At 60.4% G+C, this 17474-nt stretch carries 16 protein-coding genes; 8 read left to right on the plus strand and 8 right to left on the minus strand.

Annotation, left to right across the window (positions count from 1 at the left end; translation table 11 throughout):
* Window positions 1-143: 143 nt before the first annotated feature.
* Window positions 144-1157, plus strand: a complete 1014-nt coding sequence (locus IE038_RS22160; protein WP_189396294.1) for an AraC family transcriptional regulator — start codon at window positions 144-146, stop codon at window positions 1155-1157.
* A 25-nt stretch (window positions 1158-1182) separates the two neighbouring features.
* Here the strand turns inward: IE038_RS22160 and IE038_RS22165 are convergent, their stop codons facing one another.
* From IE038_RS22165 to IE038_RS22175, 3 genes are all read right to left on the minus strand, one after another.
* On the minus strand, window positions 1183-2331 hold the full coding sequence (locus IE038_RS22165) for a M14 family metallopeptidase (protein ID WP_189396295.1): 1149 nt from the start codon (window positions 2329-2331) through the stop codon (window positions 1183-1185).
* 48 nt (window positions 2332-2379) lie between these two features.
* Window positions 2380-2889, minus strand: coding sequence for a sigma factor-like helix-turn-helix DNA-binding protein (locus tag IE038_RS22170; RefSeq protein WP_189396296.1), 510 nt, complete (start codon window positions 2887-2889; stop codon window positions 2380-2382).
* 328 nt (window positions 2890-3217) lie between these two features.
* Window positions 3218-3574 (minus strand): DUF6124 family protein, encoded by a 357-nt coding sequence (locus IE038_RS22175; protein WP_163935113.1) that lies wholly within the window; start codon window positions 3572-3574, stop codon window positions 3218-3220.
* Window positions 3575-3698: 124 nt separating this feature from the next.
* Between IE038_RS22175 and IE038_RS22180 the strand changes: the two genes are divergently transcribed.
* Window positions 3699-4352 (plus strand): LexA family protein, encoded by a 654-nt coding sequence (locus IE038_RS22180; RefSeq protein WP_189396297.1) that lies wholly within the window; start codon window positions 3699-3701, stop codon window positions 4350-4352.
* A 57-nt stretch (window positions 4353-4409) separates the two neighbouring features.
* Here IE038_RS22180 and IE038_RS22185 read toward each other — a convergent pair whose 3' ends face one another.
* Genes IE038_RS22185 through IE038_RS22200 form a run of 4 tightly spaced genes read right to left on the minus strand, consistent with a single transcriptional unit; the run spans window position 4410 to window position 9984 of the window.
* Complete coding sequence (locus IE038_RS22185; protein ID WP_189396298.1) at window positions 4410-6371, minus strand: acetyl/propionyl/methylcrotonyl-CoA carboxylase subunit alpha; 1962 nt, start codon at window positions 6369-6371, stop codon at window positions 4410-4412.
* Entirely contained in the window at window positions 6368-7186 is an 819-nt protein-coding gene (locus IE038_RS22190) for a gamma-carboxygeranoyl-CoA hydratase (protein ID WP_163935117.1), read from the minus strand. The genes IE038_RS22185 and IE038_RS22190 overlap by 4 nt, the downstream gene beginning before the upstream one ends.
* A 3-nt stretch (window positions 7187-7189) precedes the next feature.
* Window positions 7190-8797 carry a carboxyl transferase domain-containing protein gene (locus IE038_RS22195; RefSeq protein ID WP_163935120.1) on the minus strand — a complete coding sequence of 536 codons (1608 nt, stop codon included), beginning with the start codon at window positions 8795-8797 and terminating at the stop codon, window positions 7190-7192.
* Window positions 8798-8820: 23 nt separating this feature from the next.
* A complete protein-coding gene (locus IE038_RS22200) occupies window positions 8821-9984 on the minus strand; it encodes an isovaleryl-CoA dehydrogenase (protein WP_189396299.1) in 1164 nt (387 codons plus the stop codon).
* Between the two features lie 228 nt (window positions 9985-10212).
* Between IE038_RS22200 and IE038_RS22205 the strand changes: the two genes are divergently transcribed.
* The 6 genes from IE038_RS22205 (at window position 10213) to glgB (ending at window position 15858) form a co-directional block, all read left to right on the plus strand.
* Window positions 10213-11901 (plus strand): AMP-binding protein, encoded by a 1689-nt coding sequence (locus IE038_RS22205; RefSeq protein ID WP_163935123.1) that lies wholly within the window; start codon window positions 10213-10215, stop codon window positions 11899-11901.
* 125 nt (window positions 11902-12026) lie between these two features.
* Complete coding sequence (locus tag IE038_RS22210; protein WP_163935125.1) at window positions 12027-12353, plus strand: ArsR/SmtB family transcription factor; 327 nt, start codon at window positions 12027-12029, stop codon at window positions 12351-12353.
* Window positions 12350-12784, plus strand: coding sequence for a YeeE/YedE family protein (locus IE038_RS22215; RefSeq protein WP_163935128.1), 435 nt, complete (start codon window positions 12350-12352; stop codon window positions 12782-12784). The genes IE038_RS22210 and IE038_RS22215 overlap by 4 nt, the downstream gene beginning before the upstream one ends.
* Window positions 12785-12786: 2 nt before the next feature.
* The gene (locus IE038_RS22220; RefSeq protein ID WP_163935131.1) at window positions 12787-13206 is read left to right on the plus strand and encodes a DUF6691 family protein; all 420 of its coding nucleotides are present in this window, start codon (window positions 12787-12789) and stop codon (window positions 13204-13206) included.
* 13 nt (window positions 13207-13219) lie between these two features.
* Complete coding sequence (locus IE038_RS22225; RefSeq protein WP_163935135.1) at window positions 13220-13408, plus strand: YgaP family membrane protein; 189 nt, start codon at window positions 13220-13222, stop codon at window positions 13406-13408.
* Between the two features lie 239 nt (window positions 13409-13647).
* The gene (gene glgB / locus IE038_RS22230; RefSeq protein WP_189396300.1) at window positions 13648-15858 is read left to right on the plus strand and encodes a 1,4-alpha-glucan branching protein GlgB; all 2211 of its coding nucleotides are present in this window, start codon (window positions 13648-13650) and stop codon (window positions 15856-15858) included.
* Between the two features lie 75 nt (window positions 15859-15933).
* On the opposite strand, the gene IE038_RS22235 is transcribed toward glgB, so the two are convergent.
* Window positions 15934-17001, minus strand: a complete 1068-nt coding sequence (locus IE038_RS22235) for an autotransporter domain-containing protein (RefSeq protein ID WP_163935138.1) — start codon at window positions 16999-17001, stop codon at window positions 15934-15936.
* Between the last annotated feature and the right edge of the window lie 473 nt (window positions 17002-17474).

A 17474-nucleotide genomic window follows, 5' to 3' on the forward strand; every position in this document is an offset into this window, starting at 1 on the left:
GTGTTCGCCTCTGCGAGAATGCCGGGCACCAGCTTCAGGATGGGGTCGAGTCTAGGCAATGGGACGCTGTCGTCCTATGCCATAACTGTCCAGTCGAGCTGGCATTTTTTGCCATACCAGTGCGTGTAACAGCGGAACCAGCCATGCGGGAAAACGATTCGGTCGCGGTGTACTTTGTCCATGTCATGCTTCATGGCTTGCGTGATCAGCCTGCGCGCGCCGCCGGGCTGCTGGAACAGGCCGGTATCGCCGCAGCGTTGCTTGATGAGCCGGGCGCCCGGGTGCCGGCGAAGGCCTTCGCCCGGCTCTGGCTGATTCTGATTCACGAGCTGGATGACGAATTCTTCCACCTCGACAGCCACGGCATGCCGTTGGGCAGCTTTGCCTTGATTTGCCGAGGCTTGATCCAGGAACCCAACCTGGAGAAGGCCCTGCGTCAGTGCCTGAGCTACTTTGCGCTGTTCCTGCGTGATCTCAAGGGGGTGTTGACCCTGAAGGGGCAGCGTGCGGTGATCCGTCTGGAGTCGACCATGGCCGATGCACAGACCCGGGTCTATGCCGAGGAGACCTTCCTGGTGCTGGTGATCAGCCTGCTGTGCTGGTTGAGTGGACGGCGCATTGGTATCGACCGTACGGAACTGGCCGACTCCCGGGCACCGCTAGACGATGATGCGCTGCTGTGGGGGCCTAACCTTCAGTTGGGGGCGGGGCATACCGAAATCGAATTTGCTGCCGACTACCTGCGCTTGCCGGTGGTTCAGGATCTGGGCGCACTGAAGACCTTCCTGCACAGTGCGCCGCAGTGGCTGGTGATTCGTTACCGTAATCAGAACGGCCTGGCGGCGAGGGTTTATCGGCACTTGCGTGCCCGGCAGTACGGGCAATGGCCGACCCTATTGGCCATGGCCGAAGGCGAGGGCTTGAGTCCCAGCAGTTTTCGTCGGCAGTTGGAGCGCGAGGGTTGCTCGTTCCAGCAGATCAAGGATGAAGTGCGCCGGGCGATGGCGTTCGAGTGCCTGCGTGGCAGTGACCTGAGTGTCGCGGAAATTGCCGAACAGACTGGCTTTCAAGAGCCCAGCGCATTTCACCGGGCCTTCAAGAAGTGGACCGGTGAAAGCCCGGGAAGTTACCGGTTGCGGTTGGCCGCGGCGCGCTGAGCGCATCAGGACCCACCGCAAGCACTCAGCGTAGATCGCTGACCATCGGCGCCACCGTATCCAGCACCGCACTGGCCAGTGCCTTGGAGCGTTGCCCCGACCAGCCGGTAACGGCATTGGGCGCATCGTCATGGTCTTTGAACGGCATTTCGAGGGTCAGGGCCAGGCAGCCATAGGCTTGCGCCACGCTGTTGCAGGCTAGCGTCAGGTTAGCCTGGCCCGGTTTGTCGCGCGGGTAGCCATGTACCTGCTGGAAGTCGGCGGTCAGGCTGCACAAGCGCTCACGGAAGGCGTTCTCCAATTGCTCGACCCTGGGCGTGTAGCCCGGTGTGCCTTCGCTGCCCGCCGTGAAGACGTGGGGGATTTCTTCATCGCCGTGAATGTCGAGGAACAGGTCGACGCCCTGCAGTTTCATTTGTTGCTGCGCAAAGAGCACTTCCGGACTGTATTCGATGCTGGCGTACTGCCAAGCGCGGTTAAGGTCCTTGCCTTGGGCGTTGGTACGCAGGTGCCCATGGAAGGCGCCGTCGGGGTTCATGTTCGGGATCAGGTACACGTCAGCGACCTTCAACAACGCCTGAACCGTTGCATCGTTGGCCTGCAGGCGATCGATCACACCCTCCATGAACCACTCTGCCATGTGTTCGCCCGGGTGCTGCTGGGCGATGATCCACAGTTTGCGCTTGCCCGCGGCACCATCGCCAGCGCGCAGCAGCTGGATGTCGCGACCTTCGACGCTGCGGCCGGTGGCCAGCAGCTCAACGCCAGGCAAGCTGACCGCCCGCTCAATCAGTTGATTGTGGCGGGCGCGAGAGTAGGGTTCAAAGTAGGCAAACCAGGCCTGCTGTTCGCGAGCGTCAAGTTGGAAGTGCAGGGCCTTGCCGTCGAATTGGGTCGGTACCCGAAACCAGTTTTGCTGGTCATAGGAGGCCACCGCCTGATAGCCGTCCCATGCTTGGTTGTAGGAGGATTGCCCGGCGTTTTCCAGGGTGAAACGGTGTGTGTGCCCTGGGGTCAGGCCGCTGGCCTTGAAGTGAAACCACTGGAAATGATCGCTGCGGGTATCGGGACGTATCGCCAAGCGTACCTGAGACGGCTCGCTGGCATCGAGAACCACGATGTTACCGGAATCGAAATCGCAAGTGATGTGCAAGGGGGGCAGCGTCACGCTCATTACCAGGCTCCTTCAGCGTTGTTATTGCCCTTACTCTACACCCCTGCATCACGCGCAGAAACCGAGAGTCAGCACGGTACCGAGCAGCACGGCGATGGCTACCGAGCAACCGCCCAATGAAAGCACCGGAAGGGCTTGGCGGTACCCGTGTCCCTCGCCCAGTACCTGCGCGGGTGCCAGCAGGCTGCGCCAGCGCAGTTCGGTGGCATGGAAGGCCGTCAGGTGGGCGGGGGCGCTATCCAGCCAACGGCGAAAGTCGATTCGCTCGCTGGCGGTGATCTGTGGGTTTTGCAGGCGTACGTACCAGTGCCCAGCGTCGTGAGCCAGCGGATCAGTGTCGGGTTGAACGCTTTGCAGCACGTGTTTCATGTGCCGCTCCACCGTATTGACGGGCACGGCGAGGCGTTCGGCGATCATGGCAAACGACAGTTGATCGAGACGATTGAGCAGGAACACCTGTTGAACACGGCGTGGGAGTTTTCTCAGACGCCGCAGCCGTGCCTGATCATCAGGCGTCGCGATGGCAGGGTGTTCAAGGGGCAGCAACAGAGGGGGCATGGTACGGGCTCCTTGCAAAAAAAGCGGGTGATGCGTCCTTCCTGATTAAGGCCATTCGGACAACGGCACGCATCATTGGCCTGATGGGCAAAAAAAAGACCCGGCAAAAAGCCGGGTCAAAAACCGTGATTAGCCTGATGAGGAGATAACCTGAGAGTCCGACCTGTGAGCTTTCAGTTTATCCGGCCAGTCTCGCGACCAGTTGTTGCTAATAATAATGGTTATCATTTAAAGGTCAAGTAAATTTTCTGTCATGACAGAAAATAGGTATCTCGTTGTGTCCGTATGCCTGGGTGATGACCCGCTCGGGCCATGTTCCTCAGCCAGGTCAGATGCTGTCGATCCCTGCCGACGAGCCGCTCCGTTCAGCCAGGGTGTGCTCCACCAAGGCGAGTGCCATGTTGATGATGTGCACGACTGAAAGTGCCATGTCCCGTCGTGTGCCCTTGAGATCGTTTGCCATTTCATAGGCCGTTGCTGAGGCGCAGCGCAGCAGGCTCATCGCGTGTTCACCGGCCTTCAGGCGGCCCAGGTCGGGGCGCGGGACGAAAAAGGGGGGCTCCATTTCTGCTTCGCGTTGCGGGGGATTGAGGTAGTAGTCCAATGCACGTCGGGCGGCGTCACTGCTGCTCAGGGACTCGCTGTCCAGTTTGGCATCCAGTGCATCCGGTGAATGTGAGCTCATGGGGGCTGCCTGTGGCGGTTGTGGGGGATGTATTAACAATAAGTACGAGATGTATTTATTTCGACGTTTTAAATACTACAATTTGTGTATTGAGAGCTTCGGGGCAGTCCGTATCGTGCCAGCAATGGAAAAATGGATTGCCCTGGTCAGGGCCAGAATGCGTGAACTGAAGATCACGCAGGAAAAGTTGGGTGAGCGTATTGGGGTGACTCAAGGCGCCGTCGGGCATTGGTTACGCAACGAGCGCCGGCCGAAACTGGAGACGATGAACCAGATTCTGGTGGTGCTTGGGTTGCCGCCGATGGAGTTCGCCCTGGTCAGAGACCTCGCCGAAGCGAGCGGTTCCTATGGCGACGATCAGAATTCGACTACAGATGCCGAGGGACGTATCCCACAGCACAATCTGTATTTTCGCTATCCGGTCACGGGGTGGGAAAACCTTGGGGCGGAAGACCCTGAGGCTCCTTTCGAAGCCACGGACTATTACGCCCAGGGTCCGGCGTTCTGGCTGGAAGTGCAGGGCGATGCGATGACTGCGCCGGTGGGGTTGAGTGTTCCGGCCGGGATGCTGATTCTGGTGGACACGGGCTTGCCGGCACTGCCCGGCAAACTGGTGATTGCCCGCTTGCCCAATAGTGCGACGCCGGCCTTTCGGCAGTTGATCGAGGAAGGCGGGCAGCGTTACCTGCGCCCGCTCAATCCGACATACCCCAAGACCCTCTGCAATGAGGGCTGTGAAATCATCGGGGTGGTGGTGCAGGCCACGATGAAGTTCTGATCGGTATTGCCTGGCGCCGGCAGCCGGTTCTCCCGACTGCCGGTGTCGCAGGTGACGTCAGGCGTCGTTGCCTTCCAGCTCGACCAGTACGCTGCCTTCACTGACCATGTCGCCTTCCTGGCAGAACAAGGCTTTCACCGTACCGCTATGCGGTGCACGGATACTGTGTTCCATCTTCATGGCTTCAAGTACCACCAGCGGTGTACCGGCCTCGACAACCTGGCCGGTTTCCACCATCACCCGCACGATACTGCCGTTCATGGGGGCGCCCAAGCCGCCCTGGTGGCTATGGCTGGCATCGGCTTCGGCAATCGGGTCGAGTTGGTTGACCGCGTGCAGTTCGCCATTCCAGTGCAGGTACAGCGTATGGCCACGACGAATTGCCAAGTGCTGGCGACGCAGGCCATTGTGCTCCTGGATCAACTGTTCACCACGCAGGGTCAAGGTTGATGGCGCGCTATGGTCCAGGCTGACGGCCTGCTCCTCGGTATTGCAGCGCAGGTGCAGGCTGATATGCGCCGGCACGCCAAGGCGCAGGCCGCTGTGGGTGGCCCACGGCGAATGCCGGTCGTCATTGCGCTGCACCAGCGGCTCACTCTGGATGAAGGCTTCGGCGGCAGCCTGCCAGAACTCGGCAGGCAGCGTGCTGGCTTCAGGCAGCAGTTGCGCCTGATAGCGCGGAATGAACCCGGTATCCAGCTCGGCCTCGGCAAACGCCGGGTGCGCGAGAATGCGCCGCAGGAAGGCGATGTTGGTTTTCAGGCCGCCGATGGCGAACTCATCCAGCATCGCCAGCAACCGCAGCCGCGCCTGTTCACGGTTTTCGCCCCAGGCAATCAGTTTGCCGAGCATGGGGTCGTAGTAGGGTGAAATGCTGTCGCCTTCGCTGACACCACTGTCCACACGACGGCCAGCACCGGGCGCCGACTCGCGGTACAGCGTCAGTTTACCCGTCGCCGGGAGGAAGTCGTTGGCGGGGTCTTCGGCGTACAAACGCACTTCGATGGCATGGCCGTTGAGCGGCACCTGTGCCTGGGTGATCGGCAGCGGCTCGCCACAGGCGACACGGATCTGCCAGGCGACCAGGTCGAGGCCGGTAATGGCTTCGGTGACCGGGTGCTCGACCTGCAGGCGGGTGTTCATCTCCATGAAGAAGAACTCGCCCCGGGCGTCGAGCAGGAACTCTACAGTGCCGGCTCCGACATAGCCGATGGCCTGGGCCGCGCGCACAGCGGCTTCACCCATCGCTTGACGTTGTTCCACACTCAAGCCGGGCGCGGGTGCTTCCTCGACGACCTTCTGGTGGCGCCGCTGGATCGAACAATCGCGCTCGTTCAGGTACAGGCAATTGCCGTGCTGGTCGGCAAATACCTGGATCTCCACGTGGCGTGGCTTGAGCACATACTTTTCCACCAGCATGCGCGCATCGCCGAACGACGACAGTGCCTCACGCTGGGCCGAGGCCAGGGCTTCGCCCAGCTGGCTCTCCTGTTCGACCACCTTCATGCCCTTGCCGCCGCCACCGGCCGTAGCCTTGAGCAGTACTGGGTAACCGATTTTTTCGGCGGCTGCGCGGAAGGTTTCCAGGTCCTGGGCTTCACCGTGATAGCCCGGTACCAAGGGCACACCGGCGGTTTCCATCAGGGCTTTGGCGGCGGACTTGCTGCCCATGGCCTCGATGGCTGAAGCCGGTGGGCCGAGGAAGATCAGGCCGGCTTCTTCGATGGCACGGGCAAAGCCGGCATTTTCCGAGAGAAAGCCGTAACCGGGGTGAATGGCCTGGGCACCACTGGCTTTGGCCGCAGCAATCAACTTTGCGATATCAAGGTAGCTTTCAGCTGCTTTCGCACCACCCAGGTCAACGCGAATGTCGGCTTCGCGGCTATGCCGGGCTTCGCGGTCCACAGCACTGTGAACGGCCACGGTGGTCAGCCCAAGGGCTTTGGCGGTGCGCATGACGCGGCAGGCAATTTCGCCACGGTTGGCAACCAGCAGGGTGGTCAGCGTGGGACGGCTCATGGGCGCGGTTCCTTCTTGTTGGGTTCGACGTGCCAGCTCGGTGTGCGTTTTTCCAGAAAGGCGCGCAGGCCTTCCTGGCCTTCGGCGCTGACCCGGATACGGGCAATGGCGTTTTCGCAGTAGCGGCGCAGGGCAGGGGTCAGCTCGCCATGACCGACTTCACGCAACAGCTCTTTGCTGGTGCGCATGGCCTGCGGGCTGTTCTGCAGCAGATTGGCGACCCACACGTCGACCTGCTGCTCCAGCTCGGCCAAGGGGTAGGCTTCGGCCAGCAGGCCCAGATCACGGGCACGCAGGCCGCTGAAACGCTCGGCGGTCAGCGCATAGCGGCGCGCGGCGCGCTCGCCCATGGCCTGGACCACGAACGGGCTGATCACGGCCGGGGCCAGGCCGATGCGGACCTCCGACAGGCACAGTTGGGCGTCTTCGCTGCCAATGGCCATGTCGCAGCAACTGATCAACCCTAACGCACCACCAAAGGCGGCACCTTGCACCACCGCCAGGGTCGGCAGCTTGAGCTTGGCCAGGTTGTACATCAGTTCGGCCAGTTCGCGGGCATCGTCCAGGTTGGTGTTGTAGTCCAACTGTGCCGATTGTTGCATCCAGGCCAGGTCTGCCCCGGCGCTGAAGTGCCGACCGCGTCCGCGCAGCAGCAAGAAGCGCAGGCTGGTGTCGTTGCCGATATCGTCGATAGCCAGGATCAACTCGCGGATCATCTGCGCGTTGAAGGCGTTGTTCTTGTCCTCGCGACTCAGCCAGAGGGTGGCGAAACCGCGTGGGTCCTTGATCAGCTCGAGGGTAGTGAAGTCGCTCATCGGTCACATCCGGAAAATGCCGAAACGGCTTTGCTCGATCGGTGCGTTGAGTGCCGCAGACAAGGCCAGGCCCAGGACATCGCGGGTCTGTGCCGGGTCAATGACGCCGTCGTCCCAGAGCCGGGCACTGGAGTAGTAGGGGTGACCCTGGTGCTCGTATTGATCAAGGATCGGTTGCTTGAGCCGCGCTTCGTCGTCGGCGCTGAATGGCTGGCCGCTGCGTTCGCTCTGCTCGCGCTTGACCTGGGCCAGTACCCCGGCCGCCTGTTCGGCACCCATCACGCCGATTCGGGCGTTTGGCCACATCCACAGGAAGCGTGGGTCGTAGGCTCGGCCGCACATCCCGTAGTTGCCGGCGCCGAAGCTGCCGCCGATGATCACGGTGAACTTCGGCACTTGGGCGCAGGCCACCGCGGTGACCAGCTTGGCGCCGTGCTTGGCAATGCCGCCGGCTTCGTATTTCTGCCCGACCATGAAACCGGTGATGTTCTGCAAGAACAGCAATGGAATGCCACGTTGGCAGGCCAGTTCGATGAAGTGCGCACCTTTTTGCGCCGCTTCGGCAAACAGGATGCCGTTGTTGGCCAGGATCGCAATCGGGTAGCCGTGCAGGTGGGCGAAACCGCACACCAGGGTGGTACCGAACAGTGCCTTGAACTCATCGAACACCGAGCCATCGACCAGGCGGGCGATCACTTCCCGTACATCGAACGGTTGTTTGGCATCGGCCGGAACCACGCCATAGAGTTCCTCTGCGTCATACAGCGGCGCGATCGGCATACGCTGCTGCAAGGTGCCGAGCTTGTGCCAGTTCAGGTTGGCCACGCAGCGCCGGGCGATGGCCAGGGCGTGTTCGTCGTTGTCTGCATAGTGGTCGGCGACGCCACTGGTCTTGCAGTGCACGTCGGCACCGCCAAGGTCCTCGGCGCTTACCACCTCGCCGGTGGCGGCTTTCACCAGCGGCGGGCCGGCCAGGAAGATGGTCGCTTGCTGGCGCACCATGATCGCTTCGTCGGCCATGGCCGGCACATAGGCGCCACCGGCGGTGCAGGAGCCCATGACCACGGCGATCTGCGGAATGCCGATGGCGCTCATGTTGGCCTGGTTGAAGAAGATCCGTCCGAAATGCTCACGGTCGGGAAATACTTCGTCCTGGCGTGGCAGGTTGGCACCCCCGGAGTCCACCAGGTAAATGCACGGCAGTCGGTTCTGCAGGGCGATGGCCTGGGCGCGCAGGTGCTTTTTCACCGTCAACGGGTAGTAGGAGCCGCCTTTGACCGTTGCATCGTTGGCCACGATCATGCATTCGACGCCTTCGATCCGACCGATACCGGCGATCACCCCGGCAGCAGGCACCTCTTCGCCATAGACCGCATGGGCGGCCAGTTGGCCGATTTCGAGAAACGGTGAACCGGGGTCTAGCAAGCGGTCGATGCGCTCGCGTGGCAACAGTTTGCCGCGCGAGGTATGCCGCTCCTGTGCTTTGGCACCGCCGCCCTGATGAACCTGGGCGAGCAGGGTGCGCAAGGCCTGAACCTGTTCGAGCATGGCCGCGCTGTTATGGGCGAACTCCGCCGAGCGCGGGTTGATCTGGGAGTGCAGGATAGCCATGGGCGCCTTTTCCTTATCGCAGCTCAGCGGGATTCGTTGAACAGTTCGCGACCGATCAGCATCCGGCGAATTTCGCTGGTGCCGGCACCGATCTCATACAGCTTCGCGTCGCGCAACAGGCGGCCGGCAGGGAATTCATTGATGTAGCCGTTGCCACCGAGAATCTGGATGGCGTCCAAGGCCATTTGTGTGGCGCGTTCGGCGCTGTACAGGATCACCCCGGCGGCGTCCTTGCGGGTCGTCTCGCGGCGGTCGCACGCTTGGGCCACGGCATACAGGTAGGCACGGCTGGCGTTGAGTTGGGTGTACATATCAGCCACTTTGCCCTGAATCAGCTGGAACTCGCCGATGCTCTGGCCGAACTGCTTACGGTCATGGATGTACGGCACGACGATGTCCATGCAGGCCTGCATGATCCCGGTCGGGCCGCCGGACAGTACCACGCGCTCGTAGTCCAGGCCGCTCATCAGCACTTTGACCCCACCGTTGAGGGTGCCGAGAATGTTTTCTTCCGGCACTTCGACGTCGTCGAAGAACAGCTCGCAGGTGTTGGAGCCGCGCATGCCCAGCTTGTCGAACTTGTTGCTGCGGGTGAAGCCTTTCCAGTCACGTTCGACAATGAAGGCGGTAATGCCGTGGGCCCCTTTCTCCAGATCCGTCTTCGCGTAGATGACGTAGGTATTGGCATCCGGGCCGTTGGTGATCCAGGTCTTGCTGCCGTTGAGTACGTAGTGGTCGCCGCGTTTGTCTGCGCGCAGTTTCATCGAGACCACGTCGGAACCGGCGTTTGGCTCGCTCATGGCCAGTGCGCCGATGTGTTCGCCGCTGATCAGTTTCGGCAGGTACTTGGTTTTCTGCTCGTGGGTGCCGTTACGGTTGATCTGGTTCACGCACAGGTTGGAGTGCGCACCGTAGGAGAGGGCGACCGAGGCCGAGCCACGGCTGATTTCTTCCATGCTCACCACGTGGGCCAGGTAGCCCAGGCCAGCACCGCCATATTCTTCCGGTACGGTGATGCCAAGCAGGCCCATGTCACCGAACTTGCGCCACATGTCGACGGGGAACAGGTTGTCGTGGTCGATTTGCGCGGCGCGTGGCGCCAGTTCCGCCGCGACGAAGGCCTGGACCTGGTCACGGAGCATGTCGATGGTTTCGCCAAGGGCAAAGTTCAGGGTCGGATAACGCATGCTGGCACCTTTAATGGTTGTTCTTGGGAGGTGTGTTCTATGAGGTCCGTGTCGCGGGCTTTTAAGCGACTGGCCAATACCGCGGCCATTCATTTCTAACCTTTACGTTAACGTAAACCTGCCGCTGTTAACTGTCAATCGCACCATGACCTTTACGTTAACGTAAATTTGCGCCAGAGTAAGAGCCGCTTGAATCCGCTCCCAGAACAAACACAAAAAGGGACCGCCATGAATCAACCGAGCTACACCCAGGGCCGCCAGGATAAACCCTTGCTGGCCAAGACCATCGGCCAGGCTTTCGACCACACGGCCTCGCGCTTTGCTGATCGTGAGGCCCTGGTGGTGCGTCACCAGCAGATACGTTACACCTGGCAGCAACTGGCTGACAGTGTCGACCAGCACGCCAGAGCGTTTATGGCGCTGGGCATGAAAACCGGTGACCGACTGGGTATCTGGGCGCCGAACTGCGCTCAATGGTGCATTGCCCAATTCGCCAGTGCCAAGGTCGGTGTGATCCTGGTCAACATCAACCCGGCCTACCGCACCAGTGAGCTGGAGTATGTGCTCAGACAGTCAGGCTGCCAGTGGCTGATCTGTGCTGATGCGTTCAAAACCTCGAACTACCACGAGATGCTCGGCGAGTTGTTGCCTGACCTCGCACATCAGGCGCCGGGCCAGTTGAACAGTGAGCGCCTGCCGGATCTGCACGGCGTGATCAGCCTTGCGGCACAACCGCCAGGTGGTTTTCTCCCATGGCGCAATCTGGCTGCTTTGGCCGAAGGTGTCGGTGAGCAGGAGTACCTGGCCCGCCAGCACAGCCTGCAGTTCGATCAGCCGGTGAACATCCAGTACACCTCCGGTACCACCGGGTTTCCGAAAGGCGCGACGCTAAGCCATTACAACATCCTGAACAATGGCTATATGGTCGGCGAGAGCCTGGGCCTTACCGAGCACGACCGCATGGTGATTCCGGTGCCGCTGTACCATTGCTTCGGCATGGTCATGGGTAACCTAGGGTGTGTCACCCATGGCAGCACCATGATTTATCCCAACGATGCCTTCGACCCGTTGCTGACCTTGAGTACGGTCAGTGAAGAGCGTGCCACCGCGCTGTATGGCGTGCCGACCATGTTCATTGCCTTGCTTGACCATCCGCAACGTGGCGAGTTCGACCTCTCCAGCCTACGTACCGGGATCATGGCCGGCGCGACCTGTCCGATCGAAGTGATGCGCCGGGTCATCAATGAGATGCACATGAGCGAGGTGCAGATCGCCTACGGCATGACCGAGACCAGCCCGGTGTCGTTGCAGACCGGGCCGGACGATGAGCTGGAACTGCGGGTGACCACCGTTGGGCGTACCCAGCCGCAACTGGAAAGCAAGATCATCGACGAGCACGGCTGCGTCGTCCCGCGCGGGCAGATCGGTGAGCTCTGTACCCGAGGCTACAGCGTCATGCTGGGTTACTGGGGCAACCCTTCGGCAACCAGTGATGCCATCGACCCGGCAGGCTGGATGCACACCGGTGACCTGGCGACGATGGATGAGCGGGGCTATGTGTGCATCGCCGGGCGTAACAAGGACATGATCATCCGCGGCGGAGAGAACATCTACCCACGCGAGCTGGAAGAGTTCTTCTTCACCCATCCAGCGGTGGCCGATGTGCAGGTCATCGGCATTCCGGATGACCGCTATGGCGAGGAAATCGTGGCCTGGATCAAGTTCCACCCGGGCCACAGCGCCAGCGAGATCGAGCTTCAACAGTGGTGCAAGAGCCGTATCGCGCACTTCAAGACACCGCGTTACTTCCGCTTTGTCGACGAGTTCCCGATGACCGTTACCGGGAAAGTGCAGAAGTTTCGCATGCGTGAAATCAGTATCGAAGAGCTGCGCGCGCGTCAGGGCAACAACACCTAGATCAACGTTGATCAGCAGACGCCACCGGGGAGCGGTGCAATGTCGCCTCCCGGTGGCGTTTTGCTTGCCATACAATATACAAAGTAATAGATTGTTATTATCTTAACTGAATGCTCCCGCCTGAGATGAACAGCCACGTGCAACCCCTCGATATCCAGCAACTGCATGCCAATGCCGACCAGGCCAGTCAATTGCTCAAGGCCTTGGCCAACCCGGATCGTCTTCTGTTGCTGTGCCAACTGACCGAGGGCGAGCGCAACGTCAGCGACTTGGAGGCGCTGCTGGGTATTCAACAACCGACCTTGTCGCAACAACTCGCGGTGTTGCGCCGCGAGGGCTTGGTTGCCACCCGCCGCGAAGGCAAGCAGATCTATTATCGGATCAGCAGCCCGGCGGCGTTGGCGGTGATCAATACGCTGTATCAACTGTTCTGTGCAGGAGAGGCTTCGTGAACATCGACTGGTTACATTTCACGCCAGGCTCGTCCCTGGCCGGTGGTGCGCTGATTGGCCTGGCGGCCAGCCTGTTCGTGCTGGCCAATGGGCGGATAGCCGGTATCAGCGGCCTGCTTGGCAGTGTCTTGCAACGTGACGGCGAAGGCCGCGGCGAGAAAGCCCTGTTCCTCCTGGGGTTGCTGGTTGCACCGCTGGTTTGGGGGCTTTTTGCTGCGTTGCCAAGCCTTGAGTTCCAGAACGGGGTGTTTGGTCTGGCCAGTGCAGGTTTGCTGGTCGGTATCGGTACGCGCTATGGCGCCGGGTGTACCAGTGGTCATGGGGTGTGCGGCATTTCGCGGATGTCTGGACGCTCGCTGGTGGCAACCCTGTGCTTCATGGCCAGTGGTTTTGCCACGGTGTTTGTCGTGCGTCATCTGTGGGGAGGTTGAGCATGAGCAGACTGACAGCATTTTTTGCGGGACTCCTGTTCGGTATCGGGCTGCTGCTGGCGGGGATGGCCAACCCGGGCAAAGTCTTGGCGTTTCTCGATCTTGGCGGTGCCTGGGACCCCTCGCTGGCACTGGTGATGATCGGCGCGATAGCGGTGGCCAGCGGTCCTTTGACCTGGGCACGCAAACACTCGACCTCGTTGCTGGGCCTGCCCATGCAATTACCGGTCAAGCGTGAGCTGGATCGTCGTCTGATCGGCGGCAGCCTGGTGTTCGGTGTGGGCTGGGGAATTGCCGGTATATGCCCGGGGCCGGCGGTTGCAGTGTTGTTGACCGGGCATTGGCAAAGCCTTGTCTTCGTATCGGCCATGCTGGCCGGCATGTTGCTGTTTGCGGCGCTGGAGAACCGGCGCACGCACTGATCGGGAGATCGCCATGAACGCAAACGTTGGAACCATCGACAGTAGCCTGCGGGTTATTGCAGGCTTGATTCTCATTGGCTTGAGCCTGGCCGGAGTAATCGGCCTTTGGGGCTGGCTCGGGGTGGTGCCGTTGTTGACCGGTGTTTTCCGGTTTTGCCCGGCGTATTCGTTGCTGGGAATCAATACCTGCAAGCGCGGCTGATTCTGCTGGGCTTATCACGAACGGGCGCCGAGGGCGCCCGTTTGCATTTCATGATTGCGACAACTGTTCCGGGTATACGGTTACCTGCGGTTGCTTGCAGCATAGTGCGTACCTTCGTCTATGCTGCTGCCAGGGTGTTGGCTGGCGCAGGGGCTCATGAAGCCGAAAATTGCCCACGCGGGTTGGCCATGTCCTTGCATGGTCTGCATGGGCTTATCAGTACCTGGGGAGAGCAGTAGATGAGCGTGCACAAGCGGGAGGAGGGGCGGCTTGACCATCGGGATATCGAGGCGCTGGTAAAGGCCGAGCATGCTGATCCGTTTGCAGTGCTGGGGCCGCACCTTGATGGTGCTGGTGCTCAGTGGGTCAGGGTCTACCTGCCCAAGGCATTGACGGTGCAGGTGTTGGCCCGCGATAGCGATCAGGTGCTCGCCGATCTGGTAGAGCGTGACGTTGAAGGATTGTTCACGGGGTGTATCGGTAGCGCGCAGGCTTATCGCTTGAAAATCGGTTGGGAGGGGAATGAACAGATCACCGAAGACCCCTACAGCTTTGGCCCGCTGCTGGGTGACACGGATCTTTATCTGTTCGCCGAAGGCAATCACCGCGACCTATCGTCGCGCTTCGGTGCGCAGCCGATGCAGGTGGACGGTGTCGACGGTGTGTGTTTCTCGGTGTGGGCACCCAATGCCCGGCGGGTCTCGGTAGTCGGTGACTTCAACAACTGGGACGGGCGTCGGCATCCGATGCGCCTGCGTCATTCAAGCGGCGTCTGGGAACTGTTTGTGCCTCGCTTGTATCCCGGTGAGGCATACAAGTACGAAATTCTCGGTCATGAAGGGATCCTGCCTCTCAGGGCCGACCCCTTGGCGCGGGCCACCGAGCTGCCGCCGAGCACTGCGTCGAAGGTGGCCGGGCACTTGCAGCACGACTGGCAGGATCACTACTGGATGCAGACCCGCGGTGAACGCCAGGCGACCCATGCCCCCTTGTCGATCTATGAGCTGCATGCCGGTTCCTGGCAGTGTGAGCTGGACGATGAGGGGGAGGTGGCAAGGTTTTACAACTGGCGTGAATTGGCCGAGCGCCTGATCCCCTACATTCAGCGCCTGGCGTTTACCCATATTGAATTGATGCCGATCATGGAACATCCCTTTGGCGGCTCCTGGGGGTATCAGCCACTGTCGCTGTTTGCGCCTACCGCTCGCTATGGCTCGGCCGAGGATTTCGCCGCCTTTGTCGATGCCTGCCATCAAGCCGAAATCGGCGTGATTCTCGACTGGGTACCCGCACACTTCCCGAGCGACACTCATGGTCTGGCCCGTTTTGACGGCACGGCGCTGTATGAGTATGACAACCCCCTGGAGGGCTTCCATCAAGACTGGGACACGCTGATCTACAACCTTGGCCGCACTGAGGTCCATGGTTTCATGCTGGCTTCGGCGTTGCACTGGCTCAAGCATTTTCACATTGATGGACTGCGGGTCGATGCAGTGGCTTCGATGCTGTATCGGGACTACTCGCGTAAAAACGGTGAGTGGATACCTAACCGTCACGGCGGTCGTGAAAACCTTGAAGCCATCGATTTCCTGAAACATTTGAACGCCGTGGTTGCCGAGGAAGTGCCGGGTGCGCTGATGATCGCTGAAGAGTCCACTGCCTGGCCCGGCGTCAGCCAGCCGATCCAGCAGGGCGGGCTGGGCTTTTCCTACAAGTGGAACATGGGCTGGATGCACGACACGCTGCACTACATGCAGAACGATCCGGTACACCGCGTATACCACCATAATGAAATGAGTTTTGGCCTGATCTATGCGTATTCCGAGCATTTCATCCTGCCGATCTCCCATGACGAAGTGGTTCACGGCAAGCACTCATTGATTGACAAGATGCCGGGCGACCGTTGGCAGAAGTTTGCCAACCTGCGTGCGTACTTGACGTTCATGTGGGCGCATCCGGGCAAGAAGCTGCTGTTCATGGGCTGTGAATTTGGCCAGTGGCGCGAATGGAACCATGACAGTGAACTGGACTGGTACTTGCTCAAGTATCCCGAGCACCTGGGTGTTCAGCGCCTGGTGGGTGACCTCAATCGGCTGTACCGCGAGGAGCGTGCGTTGCATGAGCAGGACTGCCAGCCTCAAGGGTTCCAATGGCTGATTGGCGACGATGCACATAACAGTGTGTATGCCTGGCTGCGCAGCGGTACGGAGGGGGATCCACTGTTGGTCGTGGCCAATTTCACCCCGGTACCACGTGAGGGTTACCGCATCGGTGTGCCATTCGGCAAGCACTGGCGTGAGGTGCTCAACAGCGATGCTGAACACTATGCCGGCTCGAATTGCGGCAACAGTGGCGGCGTGGCCAGTGAGCCGATAGCCAGCCATGGGCAACCGCTGTCACTGGCGTTGAAGCTTCCACCGTTGGCCGTGCTGATCCTGCGACCGGCATGACGGCGTGACGCCTGCTGGGGCCGGTATGCCGAGCCCCATGCAGGAACTGGCGTTGTCGACGACAGGGCAGCGCCACTACCAACGCATCCGCACACCCAGGTTGCCAATCAGGCCATTCAGGGCGTTATCGTCGACAACGCTGCTGTAGTCGGCACTGACGAACAAGCTCACTGTTGGCGTCATCCGCGCGACAAGACCCATCCCCAATTCAACCGTGGCAGAGCTGCGGCTGCTGCTGATCTTGTCGACCTTGTCGAGGCTGAGGGTGTCGGCATTGGAGAAGTCATACCAGACGTTGGTGCGGACATAGGGTTCGATCGGCATACCACGCACTTCATAGCGCCCGGACAAGCGTGCACCGACACGCCCGCTCCAGTTCGGCAGGCTGTCGTGGCTTTGCAGCATCTCGGCCTGGTTGGGGTTTCCGGGGTAGTACTGTTGGTTGATCAATTGTGCCTGTGGCTCGATCACCCAGTTGTCACCCAGGCCAATGGGGTAGCCACCTTCCACCGAGAAGGTCAGTGCGTGGCCTGTGCCGTCAAGGCGAGTGCCGCTTTCGTTACGGCCGCTGGCGTCGAAGCGAGTACCCATGGCGACGGCATCCACATGCCAGCCTTGATCATGGGTCATGCTCCAATAGACGCCCAGGCTTTCACCTTCCAGCTTGACCGCATTCCTCGGTTCGCTGCTGCGTGGGCGCATACCATCAAAGCGGCTTTGCAAGTTGCTGTGGCCGACGAAGAAACCGGCGCGGTGAGTATTGCCGTCACGGGTCTCACTGACGAACAGGTCGGGGCTGATCTGCAGGTTCTGGTTTGGCGCATCAAGGTTGGACGGTGCAGTGCCTGCAGACTTGCCTGGGGTTGGCAGGAAGCGAGCCCATTGGCTGGCAACGCTGTCTTGTGGCGCGATTACTGCCCGTTCCGCCTGGCGTCCAGAGAAGCCGCTCAGGCTGCTCAGACTCAACCCGGCAATACTGACCGGTTGTATCGACACGGCTGGCAGGTCTACCGGCTGTGTGTAGAACGAATCGTTATCCTCAAGGCTCACTGCATGGGTTTCCACAGGGGTTGCGATTAGCAGCGACGTGGAAACCGCGTAGAAAATATACTCAAAGCCCGAAGGACTCGACGTTTTTTTCATGGCGGATCTCCTCTGTTTTAACAGCCAGGACGCTGGCTGAATGTCACGGGCTGTACGGCAAAATCAGAGGGCGACACGCACCAGCAAACCTGCCCCTGGCATGCGCTGAAAGGCGCGAGCTAGAGGCCCGGAACGAGAATTTTTGTGTGACTTGCACTCCCTGAAGCTAAGGAGAGGTCAAGGCATGCGTCAAGAAATCGTGAAAGTGTCGTGAGGGGGGGGTCGGTGCATCTAATGCGCTGAAAATTATGGTTTCTTCATATTTGATAGCCTCTGCGGGTCTTTCAAAGGGCCTGGCTATTTCAAATCATTTCTAAGGGTTGTCTGCGGACAGTACCGCGGATGGTCCTGTAACCGTTCTGACGCTCCTTCCATCGTCTGGTTTTCGTGATTTTGATGGGTGGTGGCTTATGGCTATTATGCGCAAAAAGTTGCGCACTAAAATGTGGATAACCCTGTGCATGGATCGCTAC

Origin of the sequence: Pseudomonas laurentiana (assembly GCF_014648275.1) — a bacterium.
Lineage (GTDB): Bacteria > Pseudomonadota > Gammaproteobacteria > Pseudomonadales > Pseudomonadaceae > Aquipseudomonas > Aquipseudomonas laurentiana.

What these genes read in the sequence shown, in the direction of transcription:
- IE038_RS22160 (WP_189396294.1), top strand. Translation starts at nt 144, where the DNA reads ATGCGGGAAAACGATTCGGTCGCGGTGTACTTTGTCCATGTCATGCTT.
- IE038_RS22165 (WP_189396295.1), bottom strand. Translation starts at nt 2,331, where the DNA reads ATGAGCGTGACGCTGCCCCCCTTGCACATCACTTGCGATTTCGATTCC.
- IE038_RS22170 (WP_189396296.1), bottom strand. Translation starts at nt 2,889, where the DNA reads ATGCCCCCTCTGTTGCTGCCCCTTGAACACCCTGCCATCGCGACGCCT.
- IE038_RS22175 (WP_163935113.1), bottom strand. Translation starts at nt 3,574, where the DNA reads ATGAGCTCACATTCACCGGATGCACTGGATGCCAAACTGGACAGCGAG.
- IE038_RS22180 (WP_189396297.1), top strand. Translation starts at nt 3,699, where the DNA reads ATGGAAAAATGGATTGCCCTGGTCAGGGCCAGAATGCGTGAACTGAAG.
- IE038_RS22185 (WP_189396298.1), bottom strand. Translation starts at nt 6,371, where the DNA reads ATGAGCCGTCCCACGCTGACCACCCTGCTGGTTGCCAACCGTGGCGAA.
- IE038_RS22190 (WP_163935117.1), bottom strand. Translation starts at nt 7,186, where the DNA reads ATGAGCGACTTCACTACCCTCGAGCTGATCAAGGACCCACGCGGTTTC.
- IE038_RS22195 (WP_163935120.1), bottom strand. Translation starts at nt 8,797, where the DNA reads ATGGCTATCCTGCACTCCCAGATCAACCCGCGCTCGGCGGAGTTCGCC.
- IE038_RS22200 (WP_189396299.1), bottom strand. Translation starts at nt 9,984, where the DNA reads ATGCGTTATCCGACCCTGAACTTTGCCCTTGGCGAAACCATCGACATG.
- IE038_RS22205 (WP_163935123.1), top strand. Translation starts at nt 10,213, where the DNA reads ATGAATCAACCGAGCTACACCCAGGGCCGCCAGGATAAACCCTTGCTG.
- IE038_RS22210 (WP_163935125.1), top strand. Translation starts at nt 12,027, where the DNA reads ATGAACAGCCACGTGCAACCCCTCGATATCCAGCAACTGCATGCCAAT.
- IE038_RS22220 (WP_163935131.1), top strand. Translation starts at nt 12,787, where the DNA reads ATGAGCAGACTGACAGCATTTTTTGCGGGACTCCTGTTCGGTATCGGG.
- IE038_RS22225 (WP_163935135.1), top strand. Translation starts at nt 13,220, where the DNA reads ATGAACGCAAACGTTGGAACCATCGACAGTAGCCTGCGGGTTATTGCA.
- glgB (WP_189396300.1), top strand. Translation starts at nt 13,648, where the DNA reads ATGAGCGTGCACAAGCGGGAGGAGGGGCGGCTTGACCATCGGGATATC.
- IE038_RS22235 (WP_163935138.1), bottom strand. Translation starts at nt 17,001, where the DNA reads ATGAAAAAAACGTCGAGTCCTTCGGGCTTTGAGTATATTTTCTACGCG.